The organism is Variovorax cryoconiti (genome assembly GCF_051216395.1).
GTDB lineage: Bacteria > Pseudomonadota > Gammaproteobacteria > Burkholderiales > Burkholderiaceae_C > Variovorax.
Genome location: NZ_JBPJZI010000012.1, coordinates 72,382 through 84,821, shown reverse-complemented (window position 1 = coordinate 84,821; position 12,440 = coordinate 72,382). Strand labels below are relative to the sequence as shown.

The 12,440-nt window shown below is 66.3% G+C and carries 12 protein-coding genes; 9 read left to right on the top strand and 3 right to left on the bottom strand.

Features of this window, described 5'->3' with window-relative positions:
• Positions 1-5 precede the first annotated feature (5 nt).
• Genes nirD through ACSFA2_RS22930 form a run of 3 tightly spaced genes read left to right on the top strand, consistent with a single transcriptional unit; the run spans position 6 to position 2,930 of the window.
• Positions 6-344, top strand: a complete 339-nt coding sequence (gene nirD / locus ACSFA2_RS22940; RefSeq protein WP_435457633.1) for a nitrite reductase small subunit NirD — start codon at positions 6-8, stop codon at positions 342-344.
• A 40-nt stretch (positions 345-384) separates the two neighbouring features.
• Positions 385-1,197 (top strand): formate/nitrite transporter family protein, encoded by an 813-nt coding sequence (locus ACSFA2_RS22935; protein ID WP_435457632.1) that lies wholly within the window; start codon positions 385-387, stop codon positions 1,195-1,197.
• Positions 1,194-2,930 (top strand): bifunctional protein-serine/threonine kinase/phosphatase, encoded by a 1,737-nt coding sequence (locus ACSFA2_RS22930; protein ID WP_435457631.1) that lies wholly within the window; start codon positions 1,194-1,196, stop codon positions 2,928-2,930. Before ACSFA2_RS22935 ends, ACSFA2_RS22930 begins: the two co-directional genes overlap by 4 nt.
• A 7-nt stretch (positions 2,931-2,937) precedes the next feature.
• On the opposite strand, the gene ACSFA2_RS22925 is transcribed toward ACSFA2_RS22930, so the two are convergent.
• The 3 genes from ACSFA2_RS22925 to ACSFA2_RS22915 all read right to left on the bottom strand — a co-directional run bounded on the left by ACSFA2_RS22925 (position 2,938) and on the right by ACSFA2_RS22915 (position 6,601).
• Positions 2,938-4,491, bottom strand: coding sequence for a methyl-accepting chemotaxis protein (locus tag ACSFA2_RS22925; RefSeq protein WP_435457630.1), 1,554 nt, complete (start codon positions 4,489-4,491; stop codon positions 2,938-2,940).
• Between the two features lie 109 nt (positions 4,492-4,600).
• The gene (gene dusA / locus ACSFA2_RS22920) at positions 4,601-5,599 is read right to left on the bottom strand and encodes a tRNA dihydrouridine(20/20a) synthase DusA (RefSeq protein ID WP_435457629.1); all 999 of its coding nucleotides are present in this window, start codon (positions 5,597-5,599) and stop codon (positions 4,601-4,603) included.
• 198 nt (positions 5,600-5,797) lie between these two features.
• Positions 5,798-6,601 (bottom strand): DeoR/GlpR family DNA-binding transcription regulator, encoded by an 804-nt coding sequence (locus ACSFA2_RS22915; RefSeq protein WP_435457628.1) that lies wholly within the window; start codon positions 6,599-6,601, stop codon positions 5,798-5,800.
• 117 nt (positions 6,602-6,718) lie between these two features.
• On the opposite strand from ACSFA2_RS22915, the gene ACSFA2_RS22910 reads away from it, so the two are divergent.
• The 6 genes from ACSFA2_RS22910 to ACSFA2_RS22885 are packed head-to-tail and all read left to right on the top strand — an operon-like array spanning position 6,719 to position 12,367.
• Complete coding sequence (locus ACSFA2_RS22910) at positions 6,719-7,432, top strand: HAD family hydrolase (protein ID WP_435457627.1); 714 nt, start codon at positions 6,719-6,721, stop codon at positions 7,430-7,432.
• Entirely contained in the window at positions 7,425-8,567 is a 1,143-nt protein-coding gene (locus tag ACSFA2_RS22905) for an ABC transporter ATP-binding protein (protein WP_435457626.1), read from the top strand. The genes ACSFA2_RS22910 and ACSFA2_RS22905 overlap by 8 nt, the downstream gene beginning before the upstream one ends.
• A gap of 9 nt (positions 8,568-8,576) precedes the next feature.
• Complete coding sequence (locus ACSFA2_RS22900; RefSeq protein WP_435457625.1) at positions 8,577-9,449, top strand: carbohydrate ABC transporter permease; 873 nt, start codon at positions 8,577-8,579, stop codon at positions 9,447-9,449.
• Entirely contained in the window at positions 9,446-10,279 is an 834-nt protein-coding gene (locus ACSFA2_RS22895; protein ID WP_435457624.1) for a carbohydrate ABC transporter permease, read from the top strand. Before ACSFA2_RS22900 ends, ACSFA2_RS22895 begins: the two co-directional genes overlap by 4 nt.
• An 18-nt stretch (positions 10,280-10,297) precedes the next feature.
• Positions 10,298-11,560 carry an ABC transporter substrate-binding protein gene (locus ACSFA2_RS22890; RefSeq protein ID WP_435457623.1) on the top strand — a complete coding sequence of 421 codons (1,263 nt, stop codon included), beginning with the start codon at positions 10,298-10,300 and terminating at the stop codon, positions 11,558-11,560.
• Positions 11,561-11,575: 15 nt separating this feature from the next.
• Positions 11,576-12,367 carry a phosphodiesterase gene (locus tag ACSFA2_RS22885; RefSeq protein WP_435457622.1) on the top strand — a complete coding sequence of 264 codons (792 nt, stop codon included), beginning with the start codon at positions 11,576-11,578 and terminating at the stop codon, positions 12,365-12,367.
• The last annotated feature ends 73 nt before the right edge of the window (positions 12,368-12,440 follow it).

Below are 12,440 nucleotides of genomic sequence, written 5' to 3'. Positions count from 1 at the left end.
TGCACATGCCCACCGACACCCTGCAATGGACCGCCGTCTGCGCGGCCGACGACATCCTCCCGAACACCGGCGTCTGCGCGCTGGTGGCGGGGCGCCATGTCGCGGTCTTCCGCATCGGCGACGACCAGTTCCACGCCATCGACAACATCGACCCGCAGTCCGGCGCCAGCGTGCTCTCGCGCGGACTGATCGGCAGCCTGGGTGACCGCCTTGTGGTCGCCTCGCCGCTCTACAAGAACCACTTCGACCTGCGCACCGGCGAATGCCTCGAAGCGCCGCAGAACTCGGTGCGCCCCCACGCCGTGCGTGTGGACGACGGCCGCGTGCTGGTCGCCCACGGCTGAACGCAGCCCCTCCTTTTCATTTTTCTCTTCAGGGTTTCACATGGCCTATCTCGCACCTGCCGAATTCGTGACCAAGATGGTCGACGCCGGCGAATCCAAACTGCTGATGTCGACGCGCGACACGCTGATCCGCTCCTACATGGCCGGCGCCATCCTCGCGCTGGCCGCGGCCTTCGCCGTCACCGTGACGGTCAACACGGGCAATGCGCTGGTCGGCGCGATGCTGTTCCCGGTCGGCTTCATCATGCTGTACCTCATGGGCTTCGACCTGCTGACCGGCGTGTTCACCCTCGCGCCGCTGGCCGTGTTCGACAAGCGCCCGGGCGCCACCTGGGGCGGCGTGATGCGCAACTGGAGCCTGGTGTTCTGCGGCAACTTCGCCGGGGCGCTGACGGTGGCCGTCTTCATGGCGATCATCTTCACCTTCGGCTTCAGCGAAGCGCCCAACGCCGTCGGTCAGCGGCTCGGCCACATCGGCGAGGGCCGCACCGTCGGCTACTCGTCGCACGGCGCCGCCGGCATGCTGACGCTGTTCATCCGCGGCGTGATGTGCAACTGGATGGTGTCCACCGGCGTGGTCGCGGCCATGATGTCGACCACGGTGTCGGGCAAGGCCATCGGCATGTGGATGCCCATCATGGTCTTCTTCTACATGGGCTTCGAACATTCGATCGTCAACATGTTCCTGTTCCCCACCGGGCTGATGCTGGGCGGCAAGTTCACGCTGATGGACTACCTGATCTGGAACGAGATCCCGACCGTGGTGGGCAACCTCGTCGGCGGCCTGACCTTCGTCGGCGCCACGCTCTATTCCACGCACTACAAGACCGGACCCAAGCGCAAGATCGCATGAGCCGGCGCCTGCGGGTGACGCTGGGCCAGCATTCGCTGGCCGGCACGCAGCACGCCAACCAGGACTTTCACGGCGCCTGCCTGCCCTCGGGGCATGTCCTCGCGAGCAAAGGCATCGCGCTGGCCCTCGCCGACGGCATCAGCTCCAGCGATGTGAGCCAGGTGGCTGCCCAGACCGCCGTGCGCGCCTTCCTGGAAGACTATTACGCGACCTCCGATGCGTGGTCCGTCCGGCGCGCGGCGCAGCGCGTGCTGGCCGCCACCAACGCCTGGCTGCATGCCCAGAACATGCGCGGCGACGCGCGCTTCGACCGCGACCGCGGCCAGGTCTGCACCTTCAGTGCGCTGGTCCTCAAGGGCCGCGATCTGCACCTGCTGCACGTCGGCGATGCCCGCCTGTTCCGCCTGCACGCCCATGCGCTGGAGCAGCTGTCGGAGGACCACCGCGTGCGCCTGTCCTCGGCCGAGTCCTACCTGGGCCGCGCCCTGGGAACCGGCCCGAACGTCGAGATCGACTACCGCTGCTGGGCGGCCGAGCGCGGCGAGATCTACCTGCTGGCGACCGACGGCGCCTATGCGCACCTGGACGCCGCGGGGGTGCACGACGCGCTGGCCCGCCACGCCGACGACTTCGACGCCGCGGCGGCCTGGCTGGTGAGGCAGGCGCGGGAACGCGGCAGCCTCGACGACGCCACGCTGCAGCTGCTTCGGATCGACGAATTGCCCGACGCCGATGCGCCCCACCCGCAGCTCACACGCGACGGCCTGGCCCTGCCGCCGCCGCTGGCACCGCGGATGGTGTTCGAGGGCTTCACCGTCGTGCGCGAGCTGCAGATCAGCGCGCGAAGTCACGTGTACCTGGCACTGGACACGGACAGCCAGCAGCAGGTCGTGCTCAAGACACCGTCGACCGACCTGCGGGACGATGCCGAGGCGCTCGACCGCTTCGTGCTGGAGGAATGGGTGGCGCGCCGCATCGACAGCCCGCACGTGCTCAAGGCCTGGGGCGGGGACCGGCCGCGCCGCCATCTGTACGTGGCGATGGAGTACATCGACGGCCAGACCCTCGCGCAATGGATGGTCGACCATCCGCGGCCATCGCTGGACAGCGTGCGCGCCCTCGTGTCGCAGCTGGCCCGGGGCCTGCAGGCGCTGCACGGGCGCGAGATGCTGCACCAGGACCTGCGCCCCGAGAACGTGATGATCGACCGGCACGGCACGGTGAAACTCATCGACCTGGGCACCGTGCATGTGGCGGGGCTGGCCGAAGGCCGGCACGACCCGCAAACGGCCGCCGCACCCGGCACCTTGCAGTACATGGCGCCGGAGTACCTGCTGGGCCATGGCGGCAGCCCCCGCGCCGACCTGTTCGCGCTGGCCGCCATCACCTACCAGATGCTGAGCGGACAACTGCCCTACGGCCTGCATGCCGCACGGGTTCGCACGCCGCGCGATCTGCGTGGCCTGAACTACGTGCCGCTGCGCCCCCTCCGGCCCGAGCTGCCGGGGTGGCTGGACGCGGTGCTGGGCAAGGCGCTGCAGCCCGATCCGGCCAAGCGGCAGGAGGCCGTGTCGGAGTTCGCGCACGACCTGAAGTCGCCCGGCCCGTCGTTCCATCGTTCGCGGGCCGTGCCCCTGGTGGAGCGCCATCCGGTGCGCTTCTGGCAGTGCATTGCCCTGCTGCTGGCGCTGACGACCGTGCTGCTGGCCGGACTGCACGCGCTCGGCCGCTGAAACCGCCTCAGGCTGTGAGCTTGAAGGTGCCGACTGCCTCCGACAGCTTCGCGACCTGATCCTTCAGGCTCTCCGTCGCGGCGGTCGACTGCTCCACCAGCGCCGCGTTCTGCTGCGTCATCTGGTCGAGCTGCGTGATCGCCTCGTTGACCTGGCCCACGCCTTCGCTCTGCTCGCCGGCAGCGGTGCTGATCTGGCTGATGATGTCGGTCACGCGGCCGACCGAGCTCAGCAGTTCCTTCATCGTCGAACCCGCGGTGTCGACCAGTTTCGCGCCGGACTCGACCTTGCTCATGCTGTCGCCGATCAGTTCCTTGACCTCGCGCGCCGCCACCGCGCTGCGTTGCGCCAGGCTGCGCACCTCGCCGGCCACCACCGCGAAGCCGCGGCCCTGTTCGCCGGCACGCGCGGCTTCCACGGCCGCGTTGAGCGCCAGGATGTTGGTCTGGAAGGCGATGCCGTCGATCACGCCGATGATGTCGCCGATCTTGCGCGAGGCGCCTGCGATGGCTTCCATGGTGGTCACCACGTCGGCCACCACGTCGCCGCCACGCGTCGCCACGCCCGAGGCCGACAGCGCCAGCACATTGGCCTGGCGCGCCGCCTCGGCGCTCTCGCGCACGGTAGCGGTCAGTTGCTCAACGCTGGCCGCCGTCTGCTGCAGGTTGAAGGCGGTCTGCTCGGTGCGTGTCGAGAGGTCGCGGTTGCCCATGGCGATCTCGGTGCTGGCAGTGGTGATGGAACCGCTCGCGTCGTGCACGCTGGCGACCAGTTCGGCCAGCTTGCCCTGCATGGCGCCCATGTCGGACACCAGCACCTGGACCTCGTCGCGGCCGGTGGCCGCGATCGGCGCGATGCTGAGGTCACCGGCCGCGACGCGCTCGGCCATGCGGGAGGCCTCCTGCAGCGGATGGACGATCGAGCGCGCCAGCGCCCAGCCGCAGGCGATGCTCACCAGCAGCCCCAGGCCGATGCCCGCGGCCAGCATCGTGATGCCTTCACGCTCGCTGCTTTGGGCGGCGGCACGCGCCACCTCGACCCGGTCGGCCTGGTAGGCCGCCAGGTCATCGACCGCCTTGGCGTAGGCCTCGGCCGCCGGGCGCAGGCGCTTGCCGATCTCGTCGCTCGACACAGTCTCACCGGCAGCCTTCTGCTTGACCAGCCCGTCGCGCACGACCCGGAATTTGCCGCCGGCCTCGTCGATCGCGGCGAAGAGTTCCTTGGTGCGCTCGTTGTCGGCCAGCCCTTCCAGCGTCTTGCGAACGACCTCCGAGCGTGCCGAGGTCGCCTTGCGGTCGGCGTTGACGCGGGCGACGAATCCAGCGTCGTCGGTATGCATCAGGCTCTCGGCGCGCGCCGAGCTCAGCACCACGATGGCGTGCAGCTCGCGGGCCAGCAAGGCACGCTGGGCCGACGCCCCACCCAGGTCGTTGGCGATGTCCTGCAGCTTGTCGAGCCGCCAGATGCCGATGCCGGCGGCCAGCGAGGTCACGAGCATCACCAGCCCGAAAGCCAGCGCCAGCCGGGGCGCGAGACGCAAACGCGAGAGAAGGGAGAACATGGGGAGATCCTTGAAATGGGCGCGCCCGACCGGTCCTGGAATGGGTGGACCGATCCGGACAAGGTCCCGATCAAGGGTTATCGACCATTGCGGCCGAAACTTGAATCCGTCAGTTGGCCAGCGCCGGCTCCACCGGTTGCGCATGGGCCAGCGCCATCACCGCATGGGGCGCCTCGCCCTTCAGGCGATGGTCGCTCCACACCTGGCGCCATCGGCGTGCGCCGGGCAGGCCGTTGCGCAGGCCCAGCATGTGGCGCGCGATATTCGACCAGGGCGTGCCATGTGCGGCCGCTTCGCGCACCATGTAGTCGCACATCTGCCGCTCGATGTCCTCGCGCGACAGTTCGCGCGCCGGCCCGCCGAAGAAAGCCGCATCCCATTGCGCCAGCCACCAGGGGTTGTGGTACGCCTCACGGCCGACCATCACGCCGTCGAGCAGCCGCAACTGCTGGTGCACCTGCTCGGTCTGCGCGATGCCGCCGTTGATGGAAAAGCGCAGTGCGGGAAAGTCGTGCTTGAGCCGATGGACCAGCTCGTAACGCAGCGGCGGCACCTCGCGGTTCTGCTTGGGCGACAGGCCCTTGAGCCAGGCGTTGCGGGCGTGGACGATGAAGGTGCTGCAGCCCGCCTCGCTCACCGTACCGACGAAGTCGCGCACGAATTCATAGCTCTCGGTCTTGTCGATGCCGATGCGGTGCTTGACCGTAACCGGCACGTCGACCACGTCGACCATCGCCTTCACGCAGTCCGCCACCAGTTGCGGCTCGGCCATCAGGCAGGCGCCGAAAGCGCCGCGCTGCACGCGCTCGCTCGGGCAGCCGCAGTTCAGATTGATCTCGTCGTAACCCCAGTCCTCGCCCAGCTGGGCGCAGTGCGCCAGGTCGGCCGGCTCGCTGCCGCCCAGCTGCAGCGCCACGGGATGCTCCTCGGCGTTGAAGCGCAGGTGGCGCGGCACGTCGCCGTGCACCAGTGCGCCAGTCGTCACCATCTCGGTGTAGAGCAGGGCGCGGTGCGTGAGCAGGCGGTGGAGGAAGCGACAGTGGCGGTCGGTCCAGTCCATCATGGGAGCGACGGATAACCGGTCGGCGGAATAGGTGGCGGGTTTCATGGCAGCCCGCGATTTTCCTGCCTTTTCCGGACTCTTGCCTCGGCAGGTCTTCACTGGGGGGCATGGCGCTCGCGCTCGACAACGTGGAAAGCGCCGAGGCGCGTGGCCGACCTGATGCTGCTGGACCGAGGGCCGGATGACTCGGACACCCTGCGGCTTTCAGCCTCGAACGCCGTAACGCTTTCAGCCAGCGCGGTCTCAGTGACCATTCTCCTCGGCATGAGCTACCAGGACCTCCACGCCAGCTTGCTCCAGTGAATGCCGCACTTCATCGGTGATGCCATCGTCGGTGAACACGCGCGCAACCTTGTCGAGATGCGTGATCCTGAAGATCGCCTGCGCCTTGAACTTGGAGGAGTCGACGAGGATATTGACGGACTGGGCTGCATCGACGAAGGCTCGGTTCATGACGGCCTCCTCCGGGGTCAACATGCCGATGCCCCCGGTCGCGGAAATGCCATGGACGCCGAGGAAGGCCGCTCTCACGGTGATGTTCTCGAATGCGCCTGTCTCGAGGCGACCGACACTCGTCATCTTCTGGAAGTCCACAGTACCCGGCAAGAGATGGACGGTCGCGCTTCTGCTTTTGGCCAGCTCCATCGCGACGGTCAGTCCGTTGGTCACGACGTGAAGATGGTGGTGGCCTCGCAGCGCTTCCGCGAGGTGCCTGCACGTGGTCCCGCCGTTGATCAGGATGCAATCGCCGTCCGACACTGACTGCGCTGCCAGCTCTGCGATGGCGCGTTTCTCGCGGTAGTTTTCCCTCTCGCGCTCCGCGTAGCTCACGCTCTCGTAACGCGCCCAACCCTCCGCGTACACCTCGTTGCCGGGAATCGCGCCCCCTCGCGTGCGGGCCAGCACGCCGCGCTCCTGCAATTCGATGAGGTCACGACGGACGGTGATCGGAGATGTCTGAAAACGCTCCGCCAGCACGCTGACTTCAACGACGCCTCCCCCTTGCAACAGGGCGACGATTTCTTTCTGGCGAGCTGCTTTGAGCATCTGTTTTCTTGCATCTCAGGAACGGTTGACGCGCAAGGCGCGCGCTTGATCGATGCGGAAACTGTACCGCCCGTATTTGTCACGAGTTTGACTCATCATGTTCATAGCATCCACAACATGAACACTAACGATCAAATACGAACAGTCGTCTTTGATGTCGATGGAACCCTTTTCGACACCTTGCCTTCTCTTGCCGCAGCGGCCAATGAGGTCCTTGTGCTGGCTGGCTTGCAGGCTGTCGAGCCGCAGCATCTTCGTCCTGCCTTGAGCCAGGGCATCACCCCCCTCTTCCAGAGCGCGCTCCGACTTCAGGCCGCGTCTGTGCCGCTCGCGCTGGCGTCGCGACTCGAAGATGCCTTCGCGCACCGCTATGCATCGCACTGGCTGCACCAAGCCGTGGTGTACGACGGCGCTCTCGATCTGCTCTCGATGCTTCGTTCGCAGCGCATCGCCCTGGGCATTTGCACCAACCGCGATCAAGGCTCCACACGCACGCTGCTGGACAAGGCAGCACTGACCGGCTTCTTCGACGCGATCGTGGGCCTGGGCGACGCCGAGCACCCCAAGCCGAACGCCGCGCCGTTGCGCTTGGCACTGACCCAACTGGGCGCAACGCCGCAGACGGCTCTCTTCGTCGGGGACTCCGGCATCGACGCGGCATGTGCACAGGCGGCTGGCGTAAGGCTGGCTGCTCACCTCGGCGGCTACGCCGCGGATCCCGACGACCTGCGCCCCTGCACCGTGGCGTTTTCGGGCTACGCAGAATTCCACGATTGGATGGCCGCCCGGACATCGATTCAGGCAGCGACGGAAACAAATCACCATGTCTGACATCCAGATCTCGGGGCTGACCAAACGCTACGGCAACGCTGTCGTTCTGCAGGAACTCGACCTGACCGTGCGCGACGGCGAGTTCCTCACCCTGCTGGGCGCGTCCGGTTGCGGCAAGTCCACCTTGCTGAAGCTGATCGCCGGCCTGGACACGCCCGACACCGGCACGATCCGCATGGGAGACCGCGACTTGCTCGCCCTGTCGCCCAGCGCGCGGGACTGCGCGATGGTGTTCCAGTCCTATGCGCTGTACCCGCACATGACCGTTCGCGAGAACATCTCGATGCCGCTGGTGATGCGCGGCCTGGGCTTTTGGGGTCGCCTGCCGGGCGCACGCCTGGTGTCCCCTGCGGTGCGCCGCCGGCTCGCCGACATCCATGCCAGCGCGCAGGAGGTCGCGCGACGACTCGCCATCGACGGATTGCTCGATCGCAAGCCGGCGCATCTGTCGGGCGGCCAGCGCCAGCGCGTGGCGCTGGCGCGCGCGATGGTTCGCCACCCGTCCGTGTTCCTGTTCGACGAGCCCCTCTCGAATCTGGACGCCAACCTTCGTCATGCGCTGCGTGCCGAGATCCGCCAGCTTCACGACCAGTTGGGCGTGACGTTCATCTACGTCACGCACGATCAGCACGAGGCCATGTCCATGTCGGACCGTGTGGCGGTCATGCGTGAAGGCCGCATCCTTCAGGTGGCGCCACCCGAAGATCTGTACATGCGACCCCGAAGCCTCGAGGTCGCACGATTCGTCGGCGCGCCGCGGATCAACGTCGTACCGGGCGGGATCCGCGCCGACGGCGAGATCCATTGCCTGGCGCAACGCATCGCGGGTACCGCGGGGAACAGCGGCCCGTGTCATGTGGCCTTCCGGCCGCAGGCTGTCACCTTGGCGAGGGCGCCTGGCCTCACCGTGCGCGGCGTGGTCGGCCATGTGGAGTACGCGGGTGCCGAGTTGATGGCCACGCTGACCCTGCCGAGCCAGGGCGAAGCCTGCATCGTCTGCCTCCCGGCAGGCACGGCTGCGCGCGCAGGGCAAGAGTTCGAGGTCACGGTCCCGTGGGAGGCATTGCATGTCTTCGACGCAGGCGGCCAGCGCCTGTCGATCGACCGATGCGACGCGCTGGCCCGGGTGGCCTGAAAGCCGACCATGCGCATCCATCCCCTTGCCACCGCTTCGCTTCTCGCGCCCGCGGGGCTTCTTGCGACGCTGCTGCTGTTCATTCCCGTGCTGGCCGTCGTTCTGATGTCGCTGACCGATTGGCAGTTCGGCGCCACCACGCTGACCTGGGTCGGCCTGCAGAACTACGCCGAGCTCTGGTCGGACGAAGTCTTTCGGAAGTCCGTGGCCAACACCCTCGTCTACCTGGCCCTGGTCACCGGGGGCTCGATCACGCTGGGCCTGAGCCTCGCCCTGTTGATCGAATCCGATCGATCGGGACGCGGCTTTTACCGAACGGCTTTCTTCATGCCGGCCGCATCGACGCTGATCGCCATGGCGGTGGTGTGGGAGTTCCTGCTGCATCCGAGCGCCGGGCTCGTCAATCACCTGCTGATGCAGGTCGGCCTCTCGCCCCAGAACTGGCTCAACGACCGCCGGCTGGCGCTCTACTCGCTCGCCGCGATCGGCATCTGGCAGATGTCCGGGCTGGCCTTGGTGTTCTTCCTGGCCGGATTGCAAGGGATTCCGCGCGACGTGCGCGATGCCGCGGAACTCGACGGTATCGAGCGTCCGTTCGATCGATTCCGCTTCATCACCTGGCCGCTGCTGGGCCCCACCACCCTGTTCGTCATCACCGTGTGCGCCATCCGTGCCCTGCAGGTCTTCGACACCGTCCATATGCTCACCAAAGGCGGTCCGAACAAGGCCACCGAGGTGTTGCTCCACACGATCTACACCGAGGGTTTCAGCTTCTTCCGCATGGGCTACGCCAGCGCCATGACGGTCGTCTTCATTGCCGGCATCTTCCTCTTGACCCAGATCCAGCATGCCGCGCTGGAACGCCGGACGCACTACGCATGAAACGTCCCTCTCCTTCCTTTCGGCTTCTTCGCCACGTGGTCCTGATGGCCGTGGCCCTGGTCTTCCTGATGCCGTTCATCTGGATGGTGCTGACCTCGCTCAAGCCCGCCGACGAAATCTTCGGCAGCGAGATCCATCTCTTTCCGACGCGCTTCGCCGCGGTCGAGAACTACAGCCTGGCGCTGACCAAGGTGCCCCTGCTGCGCTACCTGTGGAATGGCGTGCTCGTCTGCGCGGGCATCCTGGTGCTGCAGGTCCTGGTGGCACTGCCTGCCGCCTACGCCTTCGCCAAGCTGTCGTTCCGTGGCAAGCCGTGGGCATGGCGCCTGGTGATGCTGGCGCTCATGGTGCCGTACCAGGCCACGGCCATCCCTCTCTACGTGATGCTGTACCACGCCGGTCTGCTCGACACGATGGGCGCGCTGATCCTGCCTTTCAGCGTGTCCGCGTTCGGCATCTTCCTGATGCGGCAGTTCTTTCGCACGGTGCCCGACGACCTGATCCATGCCGCGCGGCTGGACGGCATGGGTGAGCTGGAGATCGTCTGGCGCGTGATGCTCCCTACCGCCATGCCCGCCTTGCTGGCGTTCTCGATCTTCTCGGTGGTCTGGCACTGGAACGACTACTTCTGGCCACTCCTGGTCATCAATTCACCCCATCTGGCGACACCGCCCTTGGGAACCATGTTCTTCCGCAATGAGGAAGCAGGCAGCGCGTTCGGTCCTTTGATGGCCGGCACGGTGCTGATCACGGCGCCGCTGGTGCTGCTGTTCGTCGTCGCGCAAAAGCGCTTCATCGAAGGTGTGACGCTCACCGGCGTCAAGGGTTAAACCGCAAGGAATCAAGCAATGAAACAACTGTTCAAGAAAACCGCCGCCCTGGCTGTGCTGCTGGCCACAGGGCTGGCACAGGCTCAGCAACCGACCGAGATCGTGGTGGACTACGCCTACGCGGATCTCTTCAAGGACGTCCATGAATCGATCGCGAGAGACTTCATGGCGAAGTTTCCCCAGTACAAGGTCACGTTCCGCGCGCCCACGTCCGACTACGAGGTCTCCGCGCAACAGGTGTTGCGCCAGGCCGTGACGGGCCAGCTGCCCGACGTGTCCTATCAGGGCCTCAACCGCCAGCGCGTGTTTGCCGACCGCGGCCTCGCTGTCGACCTCACGCCCTTCATCAAGGCGGAGAAAGGCTGGGCGGGGATGGGCTACGACCAGGCGCTGCTGTCACTGGGGCAGGTCAAGGGTCAGCAGGTCGGCATCGGCTTCGCGCTGTCCACCCCCGTGATCTACTACAACGCCGACCTGATGCGCAAGGCAGGCGTCGAGCCGGATCGCTTCCCGACCACCTGGGAAGCGATCATGAACGCGGCCAAGAAGTCGAAAGCCGCAACGCCCGGCACCGACAGCTTGCACGTCGAGTGGGACATCACCGGCAACTGGATGTGGCAGGCGCTGGTCTTCAGCAACGGCGGCACCATGTTGAGCGCCGACGAGAAGAAGGTGGCGTTCGACGGCCCCGCAGGCAAGGCCGCCATCCAGACGCTCGAACAGCTCGTCAAGCAAGGCGAGATGCGCAACATCTCCTATTCGGCCGCCTGGCAGGACTTCGTGAGCGGCAAGCTCGCAGTACTGGCGACGACCACCGCGCGCCTGGGCAGCATCACGAAGCAGGTCGGCGGCAAGTTCGAGATTCGCACCGCCCGCATGCCCGTGGCCAAAGACGGCCGCCTGCCGGCCGGCGGCAATGCAGCGATGATGTTTTCCAAGGACCCCGCCAAGCAGGCCGCTGCCTGGGCGTACATCAAGTTCGCCACCGGCCCGCTGGGCGCGACGACCATGGTGAAGGCAACCGGCTACTTCCCGGCCAACACGCTGCCGGCGAACGACCCGAAGCTGCTCGCGCCCTTCTACAAGGCGAACCCCAACCATCTGACCGCCATCGCGCAGATGCCGGTTCTCACCGGCTGGTACGCGTTTCCGGGCGATAACGGCTTGAAGATCACCGACGTGATCAAGGACCACCTCCAGACCGTGGTCTCGCAAGAGGTGCAGCCCGCCGTCGCCCTCACCGACATGAGCAAGGCGGTCCAGGCACTGCTGCCGCGCTGATCGCAAGGCACGACCATGCTCAAGTTCATCCACATCACGGACATCCATCTTGTCGAGCAGGGTCGTGCCCTCTATGGCCACGATCCGGGCAAGCGGTTCGAGCGCTGCATCGACAGCGTGATCGCCGAGCACGCAGACGCAGCGTTCTGCGTGATCACGGGCGACCTCGCCCATGTCGGGCACCCGGACGCCTACCGCCAGCTGTCGGAGCAGTGTGCGCGCCTGCCGATGCCCGTGCATCTGATTCTCGGCAACCACGACAGTCGGTCCAACTTCCGGGAACGCTTCCCACAGGTGCCGGTGGACCACAACGGGTTCATCCAGTACGAGAAGACCATTGGCAAATTCAGGGGCCTGTTTCTCGACACCAACGAACCGGGAACGCATTGCGGCGTCTTTTGCAAGCAGCGGGCGAACTGGCTTTCCCAGCGGCTGGCGGAAGACGATTCACCGGTGCTTTTGTTCATGCACCATCCGGCTTTTCACCTCGGCATCCCGGTCATGGACTGGATCGGACTGGTTGACAACGAAGGGTTGCTGACGGCGTTGAAGGGCCACGAGCACCGCATCAAACACCTGTTCTTCGGCCACATTCATCGGCCCATCTCGGGCACTTGGCGCGGCATCCCGTTCTCGACATTGCGCGGCACCAACCATCAGGTGGCGCTGCACCTTGGGGACACCGAAGACATACTGGGCAGTTTCGAGCCACCGCAGTACGGCGTCGTCTTGATCGACGACGATTCGGTGATCGTGCACCTGCATGACTTTCTCGATCGCAGCGAAAAGTTCTGGCTGGGCGCTTAGCCACGGATGCCGGGCAGTCGCCGGCTGCAACGTCGAACTGGGGGACTTGCCGTATCGACACACAAGCCCGGTT